The following is a 22,691-nucleotide window of genomic DNA, read 5'->3' as shown; positions in this document are numbered from 1 at the left end:
ATAGATCGATTCAGCGGGCGCGGCCCTTGACCTTCGCCGGTGCCGCTACGGCGGCTGGAGGACGAATCCGCGTGGAATCGCGCATCACCAGCCGCGGCTCGATGGCCACGTGGCCGGTGACGGGCGGCGCGTCGCCGGCGATCTGCCGCAGCAGCAGGCGCATCCCCTCCTCGCCCAGCCGCTCGCTTTGCACGTCCACGGTGGTGAGCGCGGGGCTCGTGAAGCGGCCGAAGGGAATGTTGTCGATGCCCACGATCGAGATGTCCTCGGGAATCGAAACGCCGAGCGCCTTGGCCCCGCCCATGAAGCCGATGGCCACCATGTCGTTGTAGCAGACGATCGCGTCGGGCTTGTCCTTGCTGAGGAGGACCGCCGAGCAGATGCGCTCGCCTTCGACGATGGTAGGCCCGCCGACCTCGTAGCGCGTGACCTCCAGGCCATGTTCGGCAAGGCTCTCGGAGAGGCCGCGATAGCGCTCCGTATCCGGTCGAGCCGGCGCGAACCCGAGATACGCGATCTTGCGATGGCCCTGCTTCACCAGCAGCTCGCCGATCATGTACGCGGCCGCATGCGCATCGATCCCGATGCTGGGCACGCCCTTCGGCGCGACGCGGCCCGAGAGCACGACGGGCTTTCCCGACGCCAGCAGGCGATCGAGCTGCTCCTCCGGCATGCGCGTGCTGACGATGAGGCCGTCCACGCGGCGAGAGAGCGCGTCCAGCAGCTCCTCTTCGCGGGACTGGTTCTCGTCCGTGTCCACGAACAGCAGGTTGTAGCCGTGCTCCAGGGCCACGCGGTTCGCGCCCTTCACGACGTTGGTGAAGTGCGGGTTGCCGATGTCGAGGATCACGACGCCGACCGCGCCCGTCTTGCCGGTGATCATGCTGCGGGCGAGCGGGTTCGAGTGGTACTGGAGCTCGTCGATCGCCGCCTGGACCTTGCGCTCGACCGCGGAGGTGAAGCGCTGGGTCGAGTTGATGAACTTGGAGACGGTGGCGATCGACACCCCGGCTCGGGCGGCGACGTCGCGGATCGTGGGCTTCTTCTTCATCAGTAAATGTTTTCCGAAAACCGTGTTTCCGGCCCCGGGGTCCGGGACCGGTTCGGGGTGAATCCTACGCCTGCTTGACAAAGCCCGCCCACCCCTAGCAAACTTCCGGAAAACGTTTTCCTCCCGTGGGCCGTTTCGGCGGCCCTTTCTTTATGACCGACCAGCCCCGCTTCAACCGAATCCTCCTCACCGGCGCCGCAGGTTCCCTGGGCGTGGTGCTGCGGCGTGGGCTCGCCCCCTTCGCTAAGACCCTGCGCGTTTCCGACAAGGACGACGTCGGCCCGGCCGCTGGCAACGAGGAAACGGTGGCCTGCGACCTCGCCGACAAGGGCGCCGTCCACCAGCTGGTGAAGGACGTGGACGCGATCGTGCATTTCGGCGCGATCTCGGTCGAGGCGCGCTTCGAGCCCATCCTGCAGGCCAACATCGTGGGCGTATTCAACGTGTACGAGGCCGCGCGCAAGCACGGCGTGAAGCGCGTGGTGTTCGCGAGCTCCAACCACGTGACGGGGTTCTACAAGCAGACCGAGCGGATCGATGTCGACTCTCCCATGCGTCCCGATGGATTGTATGGGGTGAGCAAGTGTTTCGGCGAGAACCTCTCCCGCTTCTACTACGACCGCTACGGCATCGAGACGGTGTGCCTGCGCATCGGCTCGTCGTTCCCCGCGGTGCGCGACCGCCGCATGCTCGCCACGTATCTCAGCTACGACGACCTCATCGAGCTCGTGCGTTGCGCCCTGTTCGTGCCCGGTGTCGGCCACATGGTGATCTTCGGCGCCTCGGACAACGCCGTCTCGTGGTGGGACAACACCAAGGCGGCTAAGCTCGGCTTCAAGCCGCGCGATTCCTCCGAGCCGCAGCGCGCCCGTGTCGAGGGCGAGCAACCTCCGCCCGCGCCCACCGACCCGATGGTCGTCTACCAAGGCGGGGCCTTCGTCCGCGCCGGACCGTTCGACGAGTGATGGTTTCCATCGAACGCCTCACCCCCCCCGTGCATTCCGTGGGCGAATCGCCCGTGTGGCGCGCCTCCGAGAGCGCCCTCTACTGGGTGGATATTCCCGCGCGCAAAGTCCATCGCCTGCATCCCGAGTCCGGCGCCACGAAGTCGTGGGTGGCTCCGCAGATGGTCGCCTGCATGGCCTTCGCGCCGGACGGCAAGCTGGTCGCGGGTCTGGAGACCGGCATCTTCTCGCTCACCTTGCGCGATGACGGCACGGCCGAGGCCAAGGCCCTCGCCGAGCCCGAGCTGCCCCTTCCCGGAATGCGCTTCAACGACGGCCGCTGCGACCGCCAGGGCCGCTTCTGGGCCGGCACGATGCACATGGACATGCCCGGCGCCTACGCGGTGGGCGGCCTCTATCGCTACGCCGCGGGCTCGGGCCTCACCGGGCCGCTGCAGCGCGGCCTCATCACGCAGAACGGCCTCGCGTGGTCGCCTTCGGGCGACCGCATGTACCTCTCCGACTCGCATCCCAAGTCGCGCACGGTGTGGGTCTTCGACTACGACGTCCGCGAAGGCACGCCCAGCAACAAGCGCCTCTTCGTCGACATGAACCAGCACCCCGGCCGCCCCGATGGCGCCGCGGTGGATGTCGATGGCTGCTACTGGACCTGCGCCAACGACGCGGGCCAGCTCCTTCGCTTCACGCCCGAGGGCAAGCTGGACCGCAGCATCGCGCTGCCGGTGAAGAAGCCCTCGATGTGCGCATTCGGCGGCAAGCGCTTCGACACGCTCTACGTCACGTCCATCCGCCCGCAGTCCGAGTCCGACCTCGTGGGCCAACCCGATGCCGGTGCGGTCTTCGCGATCCGCCCCGGAATCCAGGGATTGCCCGAGGCGGAGTTCGGCCGCATGCAGTAGATTCACGTTCATAACGACGATCCGGCCCCGCGGGGACCGGAAGCGCAAAACCGGAGGAGCACCATGTTCAAACTGGTAAGTAACATCGCTGCGCTGGCCGCATTGGCCGCGCTCCCCCTCGCCACGCTGGCGCGCGACTTCCGCTCGGCCGAAGTCCATCCGCCGGATTACCCCACCACGCTCGCCGTGCAGTACATGGGCAAGCTGCTGGCCGAGCAGACCAAGGGCCGGCTGGGTGTTCGCGTGTACGCATCGGGCAGCCTCGGCACCGAGAAGGACACGATCGAGCAGCTGCGCATCGGCGGCCTGGACATGATGCGCATCAACTCGGCGCCGCTGAACAGCGTCGTGCCCGAGTCGATCGTGACGGGCCTGCCGTTCGTCTTCCGCTCCACCGAGCACATGCGCAAGGTCCTCGACGGCCCCATCGGCGACGACATCCTCAAGTCGATGGAATCGCAGGGCCTGGTGGGCCTCGCGTTCTACGACAGCGGTGCGCGCTCCTTCTACACCGTGAAGAAGCCGATCAAGTCGGTGGCCGACATGAAGGGCATGAAAGTCCGCGTGCAGCAGTCGGACCTCTTCGTCGCGATGGTCGAGGCGCTGGGCGCCAACCCGACACCGATGCCCTATGGCGAGGTGTACACGGCGTTGAAGACCGGCATCGTGGACGCCGCGGAGAACAACTGGCCCTCCTACGAATCCTCGCGCCACTTCGAGACCGCCAAGTACTACAACCAGAGCGAGCATTCCCTGGCGCCCGAGGTGCTGGTGTTCTCCAAGAAGATCTGGGACGCGCTCCCGAAGGAAGACCAGGCCCTGATCCGCAAGGCCGCGAAGGATTCCGTGCCGCACATGCGCAAGCTCTGGGACGAGCGCGAGGTGAAGTCGCGCAAGATCGTCGAGGCCGCCGGCACGCAGGTGGTGCCGATCGCCAACAAGCAGGAGTTCATCGACGCCATGAAGCCCGTGTACGCGAAGTTCGCGAATACGCCGCGGCTCCAGGAGCTGGTGAAGCGCATCCAGGAAACGAAGTAGCCCCATGCGGGCGCTGACGCGGTTCAACGCGACGCTCGCACGATACGGCGCGTACTTCTCGGTCGCGGGCCTGCTCGTGATCGTCGCGATCGTGGCCTTCCAGGTCTTCGGGCGCTATGTGCTCAACAGCAGCCCGACGTGGACCGAGAACCTGGCCCTGGTGCTGATCCTCTACGTGACGCTGATCGGCGCCGCGGTCGGCGTGCGCGATGCGGGCCACATCGGCATGGACTCGATCCTCATCCTCGTGCCCGAGGACCCGCGGCGCATCGTCGAGATGGTCGTGCACGTGCTGGTGCTCGTGTTCGGCATCTTCATGGTCTGGAACGGCTGGGTGCTGGGCATGTCGGTGGCGCCGTACAAGCTCGCCAACATCAGCCTCTCCGAGGGCTGGCGCTACGTGCCGCTCGTGCTGTCGGGCGCGATGATCATCCTCTTCTCGATCGAACACCTCATCGCGCTCATCCAGCGCACGGAAGTCGAACCGGCATGGCACTGATCATCCTCGGAGTCACCTTCGCGATCCTGCTCGTCCTGGGCGTGCCGGTCGCGTTCGCGATCGGCCTCTCGGCGGTCTGCACGATCCTCTACGAAGGCCTGCCGGTCGCGGTGCTCTTCCAGCAAATGATGTCGGGGATGAACATCTTCTCGTTCCTCGCCATCCCGTTCTTCGTCTTCAGCGGCGAGCTGATGCTGCACGGGGGCATCGCGGACAAGATCGTCACGCTCGCCCGCAACATGATCGGCCACGTGCGCGGCGGCCTGGGCATGTCGAACGTGGTGGCCTGCACGCTCTTCGGCGGCGTTTCCGGATCCCCTTCGGCCGACGTCTCGGCCATGGGCTCGGTGATGATCCCGATGATGAAGCGCGAGGGCTACGACACCGACTACGCGGTGAACGTCACCACGCACGCCTCGCTGGTCGGCGCGCTCATGCCCACCAGCCACAACATGATCATCTACTCGCTCGCGGCGAGCGGGAAGGTGTCGATCGGCGCCCTCATCGCCGCGGGCGTCATCCCGGCGATCGTGCTCACGCTCTGCATGCTCGTGGCAGCCTACGCGGTCGCGGTGAAGCGCGGCTATCCGGCCGGGGTGTTCCCGGGCTGGAACGCCGTGTGGCGCTCGCTCGCCGCGGCGACGCCGGGCCTGCTGATCATGGTGATCATCCTCGCCGGCATCCTCTCCGGGATCTTCACGGCCACGGAGTCGGCCGCGGTGGCGGTGGTGTACTCGATCATCCTCACGTTCTTCCTCTACCGGACGATGACGTGGGACAAGTTCATGAAGGCCGCGGCGCGTGCCGTGAAGACCACGGGTGTCGTGCTGCTGCTGATCGGCGTGTCGGGCATGTTCCAGTACCTGATGGCGCTCTACCAGGTGGCCGACCTCGCGGGTGCCACGCTCGGCAGCATCTCGACCAACCCGTGGGTGATCTTCTTCCTCATCAATTTGATCCTGTTCCTGCTCGGCACGTTCATGGACATGGCGAGCACGATCCTCATCTGCACGCCGATCTTCCTGCCGATCGCCATGCAGTACGGGATGGACCCGGTCCAGTTCGGGATGGTGATGCTGATCAACTGCGCGCTCGGGCTCAACACGCCGCCGGTGGGCACCACGCAGTTCATCGGCTGCGCGATCGGCGGCATCTCGGTGGGCGAGGTCATGAAGACCATCCTGCCGTTCTACGGCGCACTCGTCGCCGCGCTGATGCTCGTCACCTACGTGCCCGGCTTCTCGCTCTGGCTCCCGCACCTGCTCGGCGCCAGATAATTGGGGTCTGACCCCATTTATTTCAGCTGGTCTTGCGGAATTTCTGCTGGCCGGGATAGACGCCGGACTTCGGCTCCATCGTGTCGAGGTTCCAGTCGGCCTCGACGAACGGCGCGCGCGTTTCCTTCGGCGACGGATACTTGCTCACTTCCGTCTCGTCGTTGATGATGCCGCCCCGCCCTTCGGCGATGAAGAACAACACGCGGATGTCGTCGTAGTCGCGGTCCCAGGGCCGGGCACCGGCCTGGTCCAGCACGTGCGTCTCGACGTCGCGCGTCTGCATCACCTCGAGGCCCGCGGGCCATGTCGGAGGCTGGCTCACCTCGATCAGCTTCGCCTTCGTGTTGCCGTAGCGGCCGAACATCGGCAGCGGCTGGCCGAAGCGGTCGATGGCCACGTTGTCCTTCCCGTAGTACTCCACGTCGCCGTCGCCGCCCAGCATCATGAACGGCAGCTTGTCCTCGGTAGAGGGCCCGCCACGCATCACGTTGCCCACGACGCTCATCTTGCCGACCTCGTAGGTCCGGCTCTGCCACTCGAGCGCCATCAGGTTGTAGTGCACCGCGCGCTTCTGCGGGTCGTAGATGAGGTTGTTCACGATCGCGCCGTGCACGCCGCCCTTGAAGAGGGGGCTGCGCTCCACGTTGTGCGCGAAGATGTTGCGGTAGAAGAGGATGTTGGTGACGTTGTCGTGCACCAGCGAGCCCTTCGAGTGCTCGCCCTTCGGATGGCTCGAGTCGGCGATGCCCTCGGCGGCCAGGTTGTACGAGAAGGTCACCTCGCCGGAAGTCCCCGCGCGCCATTCGGCCACCGTCTCGCCCTTGAAGCGCGGGCCCGACGCGGACATGTTCTCGTCCAGCGCCCAGGTGAGCGAGCAATGGTCGATCACAACGCGGTGCGCGCCCACGGTCGTGAAGGCATCGGCCTCCCAGCCGCTGCGCTTGGCCGCACCGTCCGCGCCGGTCTTGATGCGGATGTGCCGCATGATCACGTCGCTCGCGTGCAGGTTGATCCCGCCGCGGATGATGGTGATGCCGGGCGACGGCGCGGTCTGCCCCGCGATCGTGAGGAACGGCTCCCGGATGTCGAGCTCCTTGCGGCCGAAATCGATCACGCCGCCCACTTCGAACACGACGATGCGCGGACCCTTCGCCTTCACGGCCTCGGCGAACGAGCCCGGCCCGTCCGCGTTCAGGTTGGTGACGCGGATGATCTTCCCGCCACGGCCGCCCGGCGTCGTCGCCGCCCAGCCCACGGCGCCGGGAAAGGTGGGCGCCTGTGCCCCGGCGGTCGGCGCGTAGAGGATCAGGCAGCACAGGGCGAGCGGCAGGTAACGCATGCGATTTCTCCGATTCGGTGACTTCACTTGTTGTTGTATTCGGCGAGGAAGCGTTCGGCGGGCTGCATTCGTGGCGGGTAGCGCAGCTCCTTTACCGGATCGACGCCCGCGGCCAGCAGCCGGTCCCAATGCTCGTCGGCGTCATATTGCACCGGACGGTAGCGCGGCGTCCCGATGCTCCAGTCCGCCCACGGCCGCACGGGGTCGATGTGCGGGCCGATCGTCGAGTTCAGCACCGCCACCTTCCCGACCGCTTCCGTCGCGCGGTACCACTGGCGGGCGAGCTTGAAGGTGCCGGCGCGCGCGTTGGGTGTGCCGTCGCCGGTGAAGCGGCAGGCGTCGAACACGAACCCGAAGCGGCGCTTGTAGTGCGTGCTGGGCGCCAGCGTGTACGAAACGGCCCGGTCGCCGAGCGTGCGGATCTCCGAGTCGAGGAAGAAGCCGGTCGCCTCCCCGAAGATGAAGTCCATGTCGCCCTCGATGTACGAGCGGTGGACGAAGGCACGCGCCGGGCGCTCCGGCGACGAGGCGGCCAGGAAGAACGTGTCCTGGTAGCCCACGAGCCGCACGTTCTCGAGGTGCGCCCGGTCCGCGTCGTCGAGCAGGAGGGCCACCGCCTGGCTCTGGTCGAGACGGTCGCCGCGATCCTTGTTGTACGAGTTCTCGAGCGTGAGGTTCTTCACCTCGAAGCCGGACTGCTTGACCCACACGACCGCCGAGCCGGGAGTGCCCACCGTCGGCCGCGACTTGAGCGACGCGAACATCGCCGTTACCGAAGCGGGCGCATCGTTGAAAGCGGATCCGAATGCCTGGGCATAGGCATCTCCGGTCACGGTCGCATCGAGCTTCGCGCGAATCCGCACGGCGGCAGGATCGCCACCCTCGCCGTAGAGCGTGATGGCCACGGGCGATTCGGGAAGGTAGACGAGCCCCTCGTGGATTCCGGGGCGCACGAGGATGAACGCCCGCGACGGAGCACCCTCCTTCGCGCTGCGCACCGCCGCATTCACCGCGGCCTGCACCGTGGCAAACGTACGCTGCCCGTCGGGACGCTCACGATCGACGATGTAGTCCGCCTTGAGCGGCTCGCCCTTCGCGAGCGGGCCCGACAGCGGATCCCAGCCACCGAGCACCTCGCGATACGAATAGTCCCTGGCCTGGGCCGCGCTCAGCTGGGGCCGCGCAATGCGCCCTGCCGGCTCCACGGCGCCCACGACGAGCTGCGCCGCCAGGCCGGGCACGGCTTGGGCGATCTCGCGCGCCACCAGTCCGGCGAAGAACGCAGCGCCTTTCGGACCGAGATGGGTGTGGTCGAACACGGGATCGGGTGCCGGCGCCTGCGCGAGCTCGTCTGCCCGCACCGGGCCCATCCGCGAGACGCTCGCGGCACTGTCGGCGTAGAGGTCCAGCAGCGGCACGGAGAGTTCCGTGGCGACCTTGCGCGTGGTCTCGGCCCATGAAGCCAGGTCCGTCTTCAACGAGCCGCTGGCGTCGAACTGGCGACGCGTGAGCGGCGTCACCAGCACGGGAATCGCGCCGGCGGAGCGCACCTCCTCCACGTAACGGCGCAGGTTGGCGGGAAACTCGGTCGCGAGATCCGTGGACCGCTCGGCTTTGCCCGGCTGGTCGTTGTGGCCGAACTGGATGAGGACATACGTGGTGCCCCGCCCCGCGCGATCGCGCAGGTGGCCCGCGACGCGGTCCCACGACCCATCGCCGCGGAAGCTCTTCGTGCTCCGGCCGCCGCGCGCGAGGTTGGCGCACTCCACCTGCCACTTGAAGAGGCCGCAGAGCGCATCGCCGTAGCCGGTGCGCGGCGCCATCGTCGAGTCGCCGGCCAGCACGACCCGGACTGCGCCGGGATCCGCCGCCCAGCCGGCGGACCCCAGCGCGAGTCCCGCTGCGAGTACCAGCTGCCTCAGAATTTCACGCGCACCCCGGCCATGTACTCTCGGCCCGTCACGGTGTAGACGACGTTGCTGTTGCGCGAGTTCGAGATGAACTGGTCGTTCGCCTCGTTGGTGAGGTTCACGCCCTCCAGCACGAGCTGGATGTTCGGGGTGACCTGGTAGGACACCGACGCGTCGATGTTGATGGTGCTGTTCTTGCCTTCGACGTCGTTGTTGTTCTGCCCCGGAACGCGTGTCAGGAAGCGCTGGCGATACGCCGCCGAGACACGGCCGGAGAGGCGCCCGTCGTCGTAGTACAGCGTGGCGTTCCAGGACTTCGGCGACAGGTTCAGCAGGTCATCCGTGATCGTGGCGTTGCCGGTGGGCGAGATCAAATAGTCGATCTCCGACTTCACGTACGTGTAGTTGAGGATGGTGCCCGTGTACTTCAGCACGCTCGGCAGGAACGTGAACGGCTGCATGTACTGCAGCTCGATGCCGGTCAGCTTTCCGCCCTTGGTGTTGACCGGGGTCGTGACCTGGAACACCTCGGTGCCGGTGAAGTTGGGCGGCAGCAGCGAGATCGGGAGGCCCGTCTCGTTGTAGGGCACGTTGACCCGCAGCTGCTGGATGTACGTGCCGATGTCCTTGTAGAACAGGCCCGCGGCCAGCAACGCGTTCTTGCCGAAATACCACTCGAGTCCCAGGTCCATTGTGTTCGCGCGGAACGGCTCGAGCAGCGGGTTGCCGACCGTGATCGACAGGTTGCCCGTCGTGGTGATGGTTCCGCCCGGCGACAGGTTGCCCAGCTGCGGGCGCGCCATCACCTTGGCCGCCGCGAATCGCAGGATGAGGTCCCGATTGAGGTTCATCGCGAGGTTGAGCGAGGGCAGCCAGTCGTCGTACGTCTGGTCGACGGTGACCGCCGTGCCGCCGCCCGTGGCCTGGTAGCCGGTGGCCGACTGCTTCGTCTGCACGTAGCGCAGGCCCACGTTGCCGCGCAGCGGCTTGCCGACCAGGTCGGTCCAGAAGTCGGCCATCACGAAGCCGCCGCTGTCCTTTTCCTCCACCTGCCGGTTGTTGCCTCGCGCGTTGCCGTTGGTGATGGACGACAGCGTGAAGTCGCCGGGGCCGCCGGCCGGGCCCGACTGCAGGCAGTTGCAATAGATGTTGTACGTGGAGGCGATCGCGTTCAGGTCCGGGATCACCCACGTCGTGGGCACGTTGCCGGGCAGGCTCAGGCTGCGGCCGAATCCCGAGAGCGTCGTCGTGAGGTTCGCGACCGTCGTGCCGGCGGGCGGGGCGAAGATCGTGTCGTTCTGGTTGACGCGGCGGAACTCGAACGTGTCGAAGTCGTACTTCTTGAAGTCCACGCCGCCCTTCAGCGTGAACTTGTCGGGCACCGCTTCCCACGCGAGGTCGAGGTGAAAGAGATCGGTGGTGTTCGTGGATCCCTGCGGGCGGATGCGGATCTCGCTCGAGGTGGTGTTGGGGATCGTCGCGGGTTGCGTGCCGCTCGCGACCAACGGCACGCCCACGATCGTGAGCGCCCCGCCGACCTGGGCCGGGTTGAACGGATAGCGGATATCCGGCTGGGTCGAGGAGTCGCGGAAATCGATGGCGTAGCCGTTGACGTTCAGGGCGTCCAGCGTGGTCGTGGTCTGGATCGGGTTGTCGAACTTCGACTTGGCCCGGCCGCCGCGCACGTTCATCTTGAGGGTGTCGGTGAGCTCCTGCTCCCACGTGATCGTCGGCTGCGTGAACGTCGTGGTGAGCTTGTCGAAGCGCGACTCGGCGCGGATGTCCACGCCGTTGTACACGCCGTAGAGCAGCGCTCCGTTGGGCCCGTACTGCGTCTCGACGACACTCGTCTGCGGCTTGCCGCCCTGCGCGGCCGTGCGGCTGAAGGAGATCGCCTCGAGGAAGTCTTCCTGGCGCGTCGCGTCGAGCTTGGAATACAGCATGTCGACCGTGACCAGCGTGCGCGTGCTCGGGCGCCACTGGAACGATCCGGTGATGCCGGTGCGCTCCTGCTCGTGCGTGAGGCGGCCGTAGCGCGGCAGGCGCGGATGGAAGTTCGCGGGATCGCTCGCCGTGTTGTACGCCGCGATGTTGCCCGGCGTGTTGGGCAGGCGCGCGACACCCTGCGCGGCCGGGCCGCACGTCGTGGCGGTGGAGGTAGTCGGGTTGGCCGGGGTCACGCCGATCGGGGCGCACCAGCCGCCCGACGACGCGCCGTTGTCCCAGCGCACCGTGCTGAAGCCTTCCTCGAACAGGTTGCGCTTCGAGTACGCCCCCGAGATGAGGAGGCCCATCGTGTTGTCGGCGAAGGTGTTCGAAAGGAGGAAGGCGATGCGCGGGTCGGTGTTCTTCGCCAGGTCGTTATAGCGGCCCAGCAGCGAGGCCCCCCCCGTGAAGCCGGACTTGAGGTCGAAAGGCCGCGTGGTCTGGAGGTCGACGGTGGCGCCGAGCGAGCCTTCGTCCACGTCAGCGGTGGCGCTCTTGCGGACCACGATCGAGCTGAAGAGCTCGGAGGCGAAGACGTTGAAGTCGAAGCCGCGCGAGCGGTTGTTGCCGCCCGAGCTGTCGGTGCCGCCCGTGGTGGCCAGCGCTTCGATGCCGTTGATGCGCACGCGCGTGAAGTCGAGCCCCAGGCCGCGCACGGTGATGTTGCGGCCCTCGCCCGCGTCGCGGTCGATCACGACGCCCGGAATGCGTTGCAGCGATTCCGCGAGGTTCGTGTCGGGGAACTTGGTGATGTCCTCGGCCTTGATGACGTCGACGATGCCCATCTCGTCGCGTTTCGCGTTGAGCGCGCTTTCGAGCGAGGCCCGGAAGCCCGTCACGATCACGGTCTCCTTGGACTGGGGCGACTTGCCTTCGGGGGCCGCCTTGGGGGCCGGCGCTGCGGCCGGTGGCGTTGTCCCCGCTTCCGGCGGGGTGGCCGGTGGCGTGGCCTGCTGCGCGTACGCCGGGTTCAGGATGGTCAGGACTGCCAGCGCGATGGGCGACAGCAGGAACGCCTTGGAATCATTCTTCATGGCTCTCTTCTCCTCCGAGCGTCGTAAACGCCGAGCTCTTGCACAGGCCGTTGGCGGGTAAACGTTTTCGTAATCTAGCCCCCCAACCAAACCGCTGTCAACAAAGCTTGGGAAGAGATTGAGGGTCCGGGAGAAGAAAACGTTTACTACCAATCGGGAAACAAGTTTCCTGGAACGCCGGTGCTGTCGAGGAGAAACACAAGGAAAAAGGCCCGGGGCGGGAGCCCAGGGCCTTTTCGGGTACTGCGGATGCGGACTTAGCGGGCGCGGGTCGCGGCGCGCTTGGCCTTGGCGGTGGCCGCCTTGGCCGTCGACACGTTCTGCTCGACCGACTTCTCGACCGTGTCGTAGATCTGCTTGTTGATGGTGACGAAGTTGTCGTAGGCGCTCTGCGCGGCGGCCATCGCCGACTTCACGTTGCCCACGACGGTCTCGGAGCCGGCGGGCGCGTACTTGAACGCCTCTTCGAGGGCGGCAACGGCGGCCTTGTTCACGTCGGCGGCCTGCTTCTCGAACACCTTCTTCACTTCGTCGTTGGTCTCGGCGAACGTCTCGTAGGCGGTGCGCGAGTACGCGTAGGCCTTCTTCATCGCCGGCTCGACGGCGGCGGAGTTGATCGCGATCATCTCCTGCACGTCGCGCGCGGAGGCGAGCGTCTGGGCATGCTTGGTCGCGGATTCCACGGAATCGCGAGCGGCACCCAGGCCGAGCTCGGCGAACTTCTCCATGTTGGCGAGGGACAGCTTGGCGAAATAGGACATCTGGTCGATCGCGGCTTCGTTGGCGGCGGCGAACTGGTCGGTCTTGAACATGGGTAGGCTCCTTGGGCGCGGGGAATGCTGCACTGCACAAGCCGGGTATTTTAGGCCGAAACCCCATGGCGTCAAGGGGTTTGGCGACTAATTTTTGTGCAGGGCACCATGCCCCGGCGCGAGGGCCGGAAGCCCTTGTGCATCAAGGGCTTACTTGAGGCGCTTGATCATCGCCCGGGCGAAGTCCGCGGTCGTGGCCTTGCCGCCGAGGTCGCGGGTGCGGACCAGGTCCTTGTTGAGGACGACGTCGACCGCCTTGTTGATGCGCTTGGAGAGGTCTTCCTTGCCCACGTGCTCCAGCATCAGGCCCGCGGCCAGCAGCAGCGCCAGCGGATTGGCGATCCCCTTGCCCGCGATGTCGGGCGCCGAGCCGTGCACCGCCTCGAAGATCGCGGCATCCGGGCCGATGTTCGCACCGGGCGCCATGCCCAGGCCGCCCACGAGGCCCGCGAGCTGGTCGGAGAGGATGTCGCCGAACAGGTTGGTGGTGACGATCACGTCGAACTGCTGGGGATTCAGCACGAGCTGCATCGCGCAGGCGTCGACGATGCGGTCGTCGAAGGCGATCTTCTTCTCGTAGCGCGAGGCGACGTCGCGCGCCGTCTCGAGGAAGAGGCCGGTGAGCGCCTTCAGCACGTTCGCCTTGTGCACGATCGTGACCTTCTTGCGTCCATGGCGCACGGCCCACTCGAAGGCGTGCTCCGCGATCCGGCGGCTGCCCGCGCGCGTGTTGATGCCGCTGGAGACCGCGACGGCCCGCGGGTCGTCGTCGATGGCCACGTAGTGTTCCCAGGCGACGTACAGGCCCTCCAGGTTCTCGCGGAAGAGGACGATGTCGATGTCTTCGTAGCGCCCTCCGGGCACCAGGGTGCGGACGGGACGCATGTTGGCGTAAAGGCCGAAGGTCTCGCGCAGGCGCACGTTGATGGAGCGGAAGCCGCCGCCCACGGGCGTGGTGAGCGGGCCCTTCAAGGCCAGCTTGTTCCGGGCGATGGAGTCGAGCAGCGCCTTCGGGGCGGGATCGCCCTCGGACTTCGCCGCCGCCATGCCGCCCAGCTGCCGGTCCCACGCGAAGGGCGAGCCCAGCGCGTCGAGGATCTGGACGACCGCCTCGGTGATCTCCGGCCCGATCCCGTCTCCGGGGATCAGCGTCGCGGGGATCTTGCCTTTGCCTTTGGTTTTGCCTTTGCTGGCTGCCATGTCTTCTTCCCTTGTCTCTCGGTGTTTCCGCGCCCCGCGACGTAGTCGTGCGCCTCGTCGGGCGTCCCGAAGATGTGCGGGACGACCCGGCGGCGCGTGAGCGTCTCGCCGAGCTTCTCGCGCATGAACTCGCTCGAGGTGTAGCGCGACGCGGTGGTGTAGTAATTCTGTTGCATGTACCGGATCATCGCCGCGTAAGTATCCGCCACCGCCTGGTCGATGAATACGTTCTCGTAGTTCACGACCATCTTCACTTTGCGGCCGATCGACTGGCAGCGCTCCTCGATGATCCTGCGCACGCGATCGACGTCGTCGCGCGTGAGGATGTGCATGCCCTCGGCGTTCAGGAACATCACGTTGGTCTTCGAATCGTACGAGATGCGCTCGTGGAGGCCCAGGCCCAGCAGCGATTCCTCGAGCTGCATCAAATGGTCGCGGAAGATGCGCGCGTCCATCATGACCGGCTTCTTCACGATGGGCTCGAAGTCCATGTGCGCGAGGATGTTCTCCTCGATGTCCATGCCCGGCGCCACCTCCACCAGCTCCATGCCCTCCTCCGTGCGGCGGAAGACGCAGCGCTCCGTCACGTAGAGCACGGTGGTGCCCTGCTCCGCCGCGTACGAGCCGTTGAAGGTGATCTGCTCCACGCGGTTCACGAACTTGCGGCTGCGGCCTTCCTTGATGATGCGAAGGATGCCGTTGTCGACCTCGACCTCGAGGCCGCCCGCGGTGAACGTGCCGGCGAAGGCGATCCGCCGCGCGTTCTGCGTGATGTTGATGAAGCCGCCGGCGCCGGCCAGGCGCGGGCCGAAGCGGCTCACGTTCACGTGGCCGTTGCGGTCGGCTTCCGCCATGCCGAGGCAGGCCATGTCGAGGCCGCCGCCGTCGTAGAAGTCGAACTGCTGGTTCTGGTGGATCAGCGCCTCGTTGTTCACCGCGGCGCCGAAGTTGAGGCCCGATTGCGGCACGCCGCCGATCACGCCGGGCTCGGCGGTGAGCGTCACGTAGCTGAGGATCCTTTCCTCGTTGGCCACGGATGCGACGCCTTCCGGCATGCCGATGCCGAGGTTCACGACGCCACCCATCGGCAGCTCGAACGCGCAGCGACGAGCGATCACCTTGCGCTCGTCGAGCGGCAGGTTGCCCAGCATGGTGAGCGGCACCTTGAACTCGCCCGAGAAGGCCGGGTTGTATTCGGTCCCGTAGGTCTGCAGGTGGTTCTCGGGCTTGGCGATCACCACGTAGTCGACGAGGATGCCGGGCACGACGACCTGGCGTGGGTTCAGCACGCCGGGCGCGGCGACCCGCTCCACCTGCGCGATCACGATGCCGCCGGAGTTGCGCGCGGCGGTGGCGATGGCGAGGTTGTCCAGGGTCAGCGCCTCGTGCTCCATCGTGATGTTGCCCGCGGGATCCGCCGTGGTGCCGCGGATCAGCGCCACGTGGATCGGGAACGACTTGTAGAAGAGGTACTCCTCGCCGTCGACTTCCATCACGCGCACGATGTCGTCCACGGTGCGCTTGTTGATCTTGCCGCCGTCCTGGCGCGGATCGACGAACGTGCGCAAGCCCACCTTGGTGAGGTTGCCGGCGCGGTGCGCGGCGATGTCGCGGAAGAGATGCGAGACCACGCCCAGCGGGATGTTGTAGGCCTCGATCTTGTTGTCGACCGCGAGCTTGCCCAGCTTGGGCACGAGCGACCAGTGGCCGGCGATGACGCGCTTCACCAGCCCCTCGTGCGCGAGGCGGTTCATGCCGCGTTCCTTGCCGTCGCCCGGCGCGGCCGCGAACACCAGCGTCAAGTCGTGCGGCCCGCCGTCTTCCAGGAAACGTTTCTCGAGCGCGCAGATCAGCTCGTCGGGCGTGCCGGTGCCGACGAAGCCTGAGCTCGCCAAGGTGTCGCGGTCGCGAATGAACGCGACCGCCTCCGCCGCGGACACGAGCTTGTTGCCGCGCTGGCCCCGCCGCGGCCTTCCGCCGGGCGTGGCCGCGACCGCCAGCTTCAGTCGGCCGTTGCCCCGCTGTCCTTTACGACCTTCGCCCATTTCGTCGCCTCCGCTTGCACGAACTTGTTGAAATTCTCCGGCGTGTCACCCACGTCTTCCGAGCCGGTCTCCTTGAGCACGTTCTTGAATTCCGGGGACTTCATGGCCTTGCGCGCCTCGGCGTTCAGCTTGTCGATGATCGGCTTCGGCGTGCCCGCGCGCGCGAACATCCCGTACCACGCGTACGACTCGAGGCTCACGCCCTGCTCGGCGAAGGTCGGCACGTCCGGCAGCTCCGGCGAGCGCTTGGCACCCGTGACGGCGATCGGGCGCAGCTTCCCGGCCTTCAGCTGCGGGACGATCGCGATGGTGCTGTCGAACATCATCGGCACGTGGCCGGCGATCACGTCGGTGAGCGCGGGGGCCGAGCCCTTGTAGGGCACATGCGTGATGTCGAGCTTGGTGACGGTCTTGAAGAGTTCCGAGGTCAGGTGCTGCGGCGTGCCGCTGCCCGACGAGGCGTAGTTCATCTTGCCGCCCTGCTTCTTGATGTACTCCATCAGCTCCTTCAGGTTCTTGGCCGGCACCGAGGGATTCACCGCGAGCACCAGCGGCACGCGAAGGATGTTGGTGATCGGCACCAGGTCCTTCGACGCGTCGTACGGCATCGTCTTGTAGAGGCTCGGGTTGATGACGATCGGCGAGCTGGAGGTGATGAGGATCGTGTAGCCGTCGGCCGCCTGCTGCTTGGCCACGATGGCGCTGCCGATGTTGCCGCTGGCACCACCCCGGTTGTCGATCACGAACGGCTTGCCCATCTGGTCCGTGAGGCCCTTGGCCACGGGGCGCGCGGCGATGTCCGAGGGGCCGCCGGCCGGCCACGGCACGATGACGGTGACGGCTTTGTTCGGATAGTCCTGGGCGAAGGCAGCGCCGGCGCTGAGAGCGAGGGCGGCAAGTGCAATTCTGGCGTTCATGCATTTCTCCTCAAGCAAATTAAGCGGCGTTCACGCGCCGCGTTCCCTTGTCCGTCTCGAGGAATTCCTCGATGAGCGAAATCTGGTGGTCGGCCATCAGCGCCGGGGCGTGGCCGCAGCCCCTCACCTCGACGGCGCGCACGAGGTTCTTCTTGGCGGCGATGCCGCGGTGCTGCATCTCGCGCACCGTGGTGGCGTGCAGGAGATCGGATTCCTCGCCGCGCAGCACGAGCACCGGGCACGAGACCTTCTCCCACACGTGCCACAGGCCCACGTCCACCATCAGGGGCCACTGGAAGTTGCGGCCGATCTGCGGGTCGTAGTGCTGCGCGTAGTCGCCTTCGGGCGTCTTCACGCCGCTGTGCTTCGCCATGTGCTGCCACTGCGCGTCGGTGAGCTTGCCGAACGGCGCGTGGATGGAACGGAAATGCTGCTCGAGCTCGTCCAGCGTGGCGAAGCGGCGCTTCAGGCGCATGTACGCGCCCATGCGCTGCAGCGCGTGGCCGGAGACGCGAGCGCCGAAGTCGTTCAGCACCAGGCGGCGGATGGGCGCCTCGGCGATCGCCGCCATCTCCATGCCGACGTAGCCGCCGAGCGAGGTCCCGACCCAGTCGATCGCATCGGCGCCGGTGCGCGCGATGACGGCGGCCATCGCGGCGAGATAGAGGGGTGTTGCATAGTCCGTCGGCGTGGTGATCCAGGCGCTCTTGCCGCGGCCCGGAAGGTCGGGACACACGACGCGCATGCCGCGCGCCGCGAGGCGCTTGGCGAGGAAGTCGAAGTCGCGCGCGTTTCGGGTGAGGCCGTGCACGCACATCACCACGTGCTTCGCGTCCTTCGGGCCCCATTCCACGTAGGCGATCTGCGTGAAGCCGTGGGGCCCCAGCGCCGGCACTTCCCCTTCCCGGGGGGTCAGCGCTGCTTCAGCCATTCGTAGATGGTCTTTCCGAGGATGCCCTGCGACTTGCCGCTCACGAAGACACCGACGTGGCCGCCCGGAAGCGGGAGCTCGGTGTAGTCCTTGGTGCCCACCCGCGTGCGCAATGCCTGGGAGCTGCGCGGCGGGATGATGTGGTCTTCCTGCGCGTAGATGTTCAGCACCGGCATCGTGATCTTCTTCAGGTCGACGATCTTGCCGTTCAGGCGGAACTCGCCCTTCACCAGCTGGTTCGCCTGGTAGAGATCCTTCAGCCACTGCTTGCCCGCCTCGCCCGGATGGTCGGGGCGGTCGGCAAGCCACTTCTCCATGCGCAGGAAGTTCAGCAGCTTCGCCTCGTCGTCCATCACGTCGAAGAGGCCGACGTTGTACTTGGTGAGCGAGTTGATCGGCGTCATCAGCGAGAAGACGAAGCTCATCAGCTCGCCGGGCAGGTTGCCGTTCGCGTCGATGAGGCGATCGACGTCGGAAGCGGACATGCTGCGCGCCCACGTGCCGATCATCCCGTGGTGCAACGGTGCATCCTTGTCGCCGGCGTGGAAGTCGATCGGCGTGATGGTGAGCATCAGGTTCTTCACGCGCTTCGGGTGGTTGGCGGCGTAGCACGACGTGAACACGCCCCCCTCGCACACGCCGAGCAGCGTGATCTTGTCGAGGCCGCTCTCCTCGCAAATGCGTTCGACGCAGTCGCCGAGGTAGCCCTCGATATAGTCCTCGAGGGTGAGCCACCGGTCGCTGCGGGAGGGCGAGCCCCAGTCGACGACATAGAGGTCGACGCCCTGGGCGAGCAGGTTGCGGACCAGGGAACGGTCCTCCTGCAGGTCCATCATCGTCTGGCGGCCAATGAGGCCATAGACCACCAGCACGGGCGCAGCGACCGTGCGCTTGGCCACCGGCTCGTAGTGGTAGAGCGAGACCTTGTCCTGGCTCCAGATCTCGCGCTTGGGCGCCGTGGCGATCTGCACGTCGCTGTTCTTCGTGCGCTCGAGGAGCCTGCGGCCTTCCTGCATCCGCTGGCTGAAATCGGCGAATTCCTGCAGGGCGTCCTTGGGGTCGACCTTCACGCGCATGCCGGCCACGTCGTCAGTCCCCGGCTTTCGACGCCGCGCGCTTCTTCGTGCGCTTGCGGGCGGGAGCCGTCCGCACATTCTCCTGCCGGCGCAACGCGCGCACTTCGCGCTTCAACTCCGTCACCGCACGCTGCATCTCATCCATCTCGGTGCGGGTCGGGATGTGGTGGATCTCGCAGAAGGCCTCCGCGATGCCCTGCTCGGCAAGCCGGTACTCGGTCGAGGAGCGCGTCATGCGGCGCTGCGAATCGAGGAATTCCTTGGAACGGTGCATCTCGACCAGCGAGCTGTTCGCGGTGGCGAGCCAGAGGTCGAGCAACGCGCGGCCGCTCTTGATCGGAGGGCCCTCGTTCTCGCCCAGCAATTTCAGGAACCGTTCGTAGGCGCGGTTCCACGCGCCCTGCACGACCTCGTAGTACTGCTCGATGTCGCGCGTGCGGTCGAGCCAGAGCTTCTGCGCCTTGAGGATCTTGCGGTCGAGGTCGTAGAGCGTGGCGTACGTCGGGCCTTCGGTGAGCTTCTCCAGGCCCATGTCGAAGCGCGTCCCCGCCCGGCGCCATTCCGCCGGATCGAAGAGCTTCTTCATCATGCTTTCGTCGAAGCGGCCGGTCTGCGACCACGCTTCCTGCGCGAGCGCCGCCCACTCTTCCATCGAGCGCTTCATGAGGTCGCCCATGGCGTCGGCGGCAGGCGGAACGTTCGTTCCGCCCTTGGCCTTGCCCTTCGCGCCCGGCTTCACCCCGGGCGCGGGTGCTGCGCCCGGGAATGCGCCTGGCATCCCCGGGAATGACGTCGCCTTACCCTCGGCCCACGCCTGGAAGAGGTTCTTCTGGTTCTCGGTCCAGAGCCTGAACCAGTCGTTGGCGGGAGCCGACTCGCTCACGGGATGATGACCTGCCTCACGACCTTGCCGTCGTGCAGGAGATCGAAACCCTCGTTGATCTGCGCGAGGGGCATCTTGCCGCTCATCAGCTTGTTCACCGGGAGGCGTCCCTGCATGTAGAGATCGACGTAGCGCGGAATGTCGCGCGACGGCACGCAGGTTCCGATGTAGCTGCCCTTGATCGTGCGCTCCTCGGCCACGAGGTTCACGCCGGGCATGGCCCACGTGGCGGTCGGCGGCGGAAGGCCCGCGGTCAACGTCGTGCCGCCGCGGCGCGTGATCTTGTACGCCGTGTCGAACGCGCGCGGGGAACCGGCCATCTCGACGGCGAAGTCGACGCCGCCCTGCGTGGCTTCCCTGAACTTGCCGACCAGGTCCGGATCCGACGCGATGAACGTGTGCGTCGCACCCAGCTCCTTCGCGAGCGCGAGCTTCTCTTCCGAGAGGTCCACGGCCGCGACGATGCGCGCGCCGGAAACCACTGCGCCCAGGATCGAAGCGAGGCCCACGCCACCCAGGCCGATGACGGCGACACTGTGGCCCGGCTTCACGCCGGCGGTGTTCACGACCGCACCCATGCCCGTCAGCACGGCGCAGCCGAAGAGCGCGGCCTCATCGAGCGGGAGATCCGGGTGCACCTTCACGACGGAGTTGCGCGACACCACGGCATGCGTCGCGAACGCGGAGCAGCCGAGGTGATGGTTCACGATCGTGCCGTCGCCGCGGAAGAGGCGACGGTCGCCGTTCAGCAGCGTGCCCGCGGTGTTGGCCACGGCACCCGGCTCGCAGAGCGCGGGTCGGCCTTCGGCGCAGGGCGCGCAATGGCCGCAGCTCGGCACGAACACGAGCACGACATGGTCGCCCTTCTTGAGGTCGGAAACCCCGGGGCCCAGCTCCTCGACGACGCCGGCGGCCTCGTGGCCGAGAGCCATCGGCATGGGGCGCGGACGATCGCCGTTGATGACGGAAAGGTCGGAGTGGCAGAGACCCGCCGCACCGATCTTGATCAGGATTTCGCCGTATCCCGGGGGCTTGAGCTCGATTTCCTCGATCGTGAGCGGCTTGGTCTGTGCGTAGGGACCTTTGTTGCCGATCGCGTTCAGGACGGCGGCACGGATTTTCATGGCTTGCCTTCTCCTAGTTTTTTGAGCCGTTCGGTAAGTTTCATGTTCTCCCGGTAGTCGACCGGGCAATCGATGATGACAACGGTGTTGTCCGCGAAGGCCTTCTTGATCGTGGGGACCAGGTCTTCGGTTTTCTCGATGCGGTAGCCCTTCGCGCCGAAGCTCTCGGCGTACTTCACGAAATCGGGGTTCTTGAAGTCGATGTACGCGGGCCGGCCGAAGTGGCGCAGCTGGTGCCAGGTGATGAGGCCGTACTCGGAATCGTTCCAGATGAGGATCACGATCGGCGTCTTCATGCGCATCGCCGTCTCGATCTCCTGCGAGTTCATCATGAAGCCCGCGTCGCCCGTGACCGCGATCACTTTCTTGTCCGGGTAGGCGAGCTTCGCGGCGATGGCGCCGGGCACCGCGATGCCCATGGCGGCGAAGCCGTTGGAGATGATGCAGGTGTTGGGGCGCTCGGCGCGGTACATCCGGCTCATCCACATCTTGTGGGCGCCGACGTCGGAGATGGCGATGTCTTCAGGCCCGAGGCATTCGCGCACGTCCCAGACGATCTTCTGCGGCTTCACCGGGAACTCGGTGTCCTTCGAGTGCTCGGCGCGGTCGGCCACGATCGTTTCGCGGATCTCGCGGAAGCCGAGGTTCGTGCGCGGCTTGGCCTTGAGCGCGATGCCCCGGAGCGCGTGGCCGATGTCGCCCAGCACGCCGACGGCGACGATGTAGTTCGCGTCCACCTCGGCCGGGCTCGCATCGATGTGGATGATGGTCTTGTCGTTGCCGGGGTTCCACATGTCCGGGTGGTACTCGACCATGTCGTAGCCGATGCAGATCACGACGTCGGCCTTCTCGAAGGCGAACCACGGAAGGTCGCGCGCCTTCAGGCCGATGGTGCCCAGCGAAAGCTCGTTGGTGAACGGCATCACGCCCTTGGCCATGAACGTATTGGCCACCGGGATCTTCAGCATCTGCGCGAAGGTGACGAGCGAATCGGCCGCGCCCTGCCGGATCACGCCGTTGCCGGCGAGGATGATGGGGTTCTTCGCCGACGAGATCAGCTTGGCGGCGTACTCGATCTTCGCGTCGGGGGCGACGGGCGTGTACGCCGTCTGCACCGGGATGGGCTTCTTCTCGACCTTCATCTCCGCGATGTTCTCGGGGAAGTCGATGAAGGCGCCGCCCGGCTTCTCGGTCTGCGCGACCTTGAAGGCCTTGCGCACGACTTCCGGAACGATCTCGGGCGCCACGACCTGCGCGCTGTACTTCGTGATCGGCTGGAACATGTTCACGAGGTCGAGGATCTGGTGGCTTTCCTTGTGCAGGCGCGTGGTCGCGCCCTGCCCCGCGATCGCGACGATCGGGGCGCGGTCCATGTTCGCGTCCGCGACACCGGTGATGAGGTTGGTGGCCCCGGGGCCCAGCGTGGACATGCACACGCCCGCGCGGCCGGTGAGGCGGCCATAGACATCCGCCATGAAGGCAGCGCCCTGCTCGTGGTGGCAGGTGACGAACTTGATCGAGCTGCCGAGCAAGGCATCCATCACGTCGATGTTCTCTTCTCCGGGGATGCCGAAGATGTACTGCACACCTTCGTTCTCCAGGCACTTGACCAGCAGTTCAGCGGCGGACAGGGTCAGGGCCTGCTTCGGGCGGTCGTTGGGCATGTGGATGTGCTCCGGGAGGGTGGTGATGCGCGGGCTTTTTC

General features: G+C 66.5%; 18 protein-coding genes. 5 read left to right on the top strand and 13 right to left on the bottom strand.

Features of this window, described 5'->3' with window-relative positions; translation table 11 throughout:
* Positions 1–10: 10 nt before the first annotated feature.
* Complete coding sequence (locus DSM104443_RS10360) at positions 11–1,051, bottom strand: LacI family DNA-binding transcriptional regulator (RefSeq protein WP_212757097.1); 1,041 nt, start codon at positions 1,049–1,051, stop codon at positions 11–13.
* Between the two features lie 152 nt (positions 1,052–1,203).
* Between DSM104443_RS10360 and DSM104443_RS10355 the strand changes: the two genes are divergently transcribed.
* The 5 genes from DSM104443_RS10355 (at position 1,204) to DSM104443_RS10335 (ending at position 5,729) form a co-directional block, all read left to right on the top strand.
* Positions 1,204–2,016 (top strand): NAD-dependent epimerase/dehydratase family protein, encoded by an 813-nt coding sequence (locus tag DSM104443_RS10355; protein WP_171091925.1) that lies wholly within the window; start codon positions 1,204–1,206, stop codon positions 2,014–2,016.
* On the top strand, positions 2,016–2,915 hold the full coding sequence (locus DSM104443_RS10350; protein ID WP_171091922.1) for an SMP-30/gluconolactonase/LRE family protein: 900 nt from the start codon (positions 2,016–2,018) through the stop codon (positions 2,913–2,915). Before DSM104443_RS10355 ends, DSM104443_RS10350 begins: the two co-directional genes overlap by 1 nt.
* A gap of 63 nt (positions 2,916–2,978) precedes the next feature.
* Positions 2,979–3,953 carry a TRAP transporter substrate-binding protein gene (locus tag DSM104443_RS10345; protein WP_171091920.1) on the top strand — a complete coding sequence of 325 codons (975 nt, stop codon included), beginning with the start codon at positions 2,979–2,981 and terminating at the stop codon, positions 3,951–3,953.
* A gap of 4 nt (positions 3,954–3,957) precedes the next feature.
* Positions 3,958–4,452, top strand: coding sequence for a TRAP transporter small permease (locus DSM104443_RS10340; protein ID WP_171091918.1), 495 nt, complete (start codon positions 3,958–3,960; stop codon positions 4,450–4,452).
* A complete protein-coding gene (locus DSM104443_RS10335; RefSeq protein WP_171091916.1) occupies positions 4,443–5,729 on the top strand; it encodes a TRAP transporter large permease in 1,287 nt (428 codons plus the stop codon). The genes DSM104443_RS10340 and DSM104443_RS10335 overlap by 10 nt, the downstream gene beginning before the upstream one ends.
* Before the next feature lie 22 nt (positions 5,730–5,751).
* Here the strand turns inward: DSM104443_RS10335 and DSM104443_RS10330 are convergent, their stop codons facing one another.
* The 12 genes from DSM104443_RS10330 to DSM104443_RS10275 form a co-directional block, all read right to left on the bottom strand.
* Complete coding sequence (locus tag DSM104443_RS10330) at positions 5,752–7,068, bottom strand: pectate lyase family protein (RefSeq protein WP_171091914.1); 1,317 nt, start codon at positions 7,066–7,068, stop codon at positions 5,752–5,754.
* A gap of 23 nt (positions 7,069–7,091) precedes the next feature.
* Entirely contained in the window at positions 7,092–8,912 is a 1,821-nt protein-coding gene (locus DSM104443_RS10325; protein ID WP_171091912.1) for a pectinesterase family protein, read from the bottom strand.
* Between the two features lie 74 nt (positions 8,913–8,986).
* A complete protein-coding gene (locus DSM104443_RS10320; RefSeq protein WP_171091911.1) occupies positions 8,987–11,998 on the bottom strand; it encodes a TonB-dependent receptor in 3,012 nt (1,003 codons plus the stop codon).
* Between the two features lie 257 nt (positions 11,999–12,255).
* Complete coding sequence (locus DSM104443_RS10315; protein WP_171091909.1) at positions 12,256–12,810, bottom strand: phasin family protein; 555 nt, start codon at positions 12,808–12,810, stop codon at positions 12,256–12,258.
* Between the two features lie 150 nt (positions 12,811–12,960).
* Complete coding sequence (locus DSM104443_RS10310) at positions 12,961–14,010, bottom strand: isocitrate/isopropylmalate dehydrogenase family protein (protein ID WP_171091907.1); 1,050 nt, start codon at positions 14,008–14,010, stop codon at positions 12,961–12,963.
* Positions 13,956–16,055 (bottom strand): acyl CoA:acetate/3-ketoacid CoA transferase, encoded by a 2,100-nt coding sequence (locus tag DSM104443_RS10305; RefSeq protein WP_171091905.1) that lies wholly within the window; start codon positions 16,053–16,055, stop codon positions 13,956–13,958. The genes DSM104443_RS10310 and DSM104443_RS10305 overlap by 55 nt, the downstream gene beginning before the upstream one ends.
* The gene (locus DSM104443_RS10300; protein WP_171091902.1) at positions 16,013–16,972 is read right to left on the bottom strand and encodes a Bug family tripartite tricarboxylate transporter substrate binding protein; all 960 of its coding nucleotides are present in this window, start codon (positions 16,970–16,972) and stop codon (positions 16,013–16,015) included. Before DSM104443_RS10300 ends, DSM104443_RS10305 begins: the two co-directional genes overlap by 43 nt.
* A 19-nt stretch (positions 16,973–16,991) precedes the next feature.
* A complete protein-coding gene (locus tag DSM104443_RS10295; RefSeq protein WP_171091900.1) occupies positions 16,992–17,903 on the bottom strand; it encodes an alpha/beta fold hydrolase in 912 nt (303 codons plus the stop codon).
* The gene (gene phaC / locus DSM104443_RS10290; protein ID WP_171096382.1) at positions 17,885–18,979 is read right to left on the bottom strand and encodes a class III poly(R)-hydroxyalkanoic acid synthase subunit PhaC; all 1,095 of its coding nucleotides are present in this window, start codon (positions 18,977–18,979) and stop codon (positions 17,885–17,887) included. The genes DSM104443_RS10295 and phaC overlap by 19 nt, the downstream gene beginning before the upstream one ends.
* 13 nt (positions 18,980–18,992) lie before the next feature.
* Positions 18,993–19,862 carry a poly(R)-hydroxyalkanoic acid synthase subunit PhaE gene (locus DSM104443_RS10285; protein ID WP_171091898.1) on the bottom strand — a complete coding sequence of 290 codons (870 nt, stop codon included), beginning with the start codon at positions 19,860–19,862 and terminating at the stop codon, positions 18,993–18,995.
* Positions 19,859–20,986, bottom strand: coding sequence for a zinc-dependent alcohol dehydrogenase family protein (locus tag DSM104443_RS10280; RefSeq protein ID WP_171091897.1), 1,128 nt, complete (start codon positions 20,984–20,986; stop codon positions 19,859–19,861). Before DSM104443_RS10280 ends, DSM104443_RS10285 begins: the two co-directional genes overlap by 4 nt.
* Positions 20,983–22,650, bottom strand: coding sequence for an acetolactate synthase large subunit (locus tag DSM104443_RS10275; RefSeq protein ID WP_212757093.1), 1,668 nt, complete (start codon positions 22,648–22,650; stop codon positions 20,983–20,985). Before DSM104443_RS10275 ends, DSM104443_RS10280 begins: the two co-directional genes overlap by 4 nt.
* Positions 22,651–22,691 lie beyond the last annotated feature (41 nt).

This window comes from Usitatibacter rugosus, from assembly GCF_013003965.1.
Lineage (GTDB): Bacteria > Pseudomonadota > Gammaproteobacteria > Burkholderiales > Usitatibacteraceae > Usitatibacter > Usitatibacter rugosus.
The sequence above is the reverse complement of the archived record's forward strand: the minus strand, read 5'-3'. Positions and strand labels throughout refer to the sequence as shown.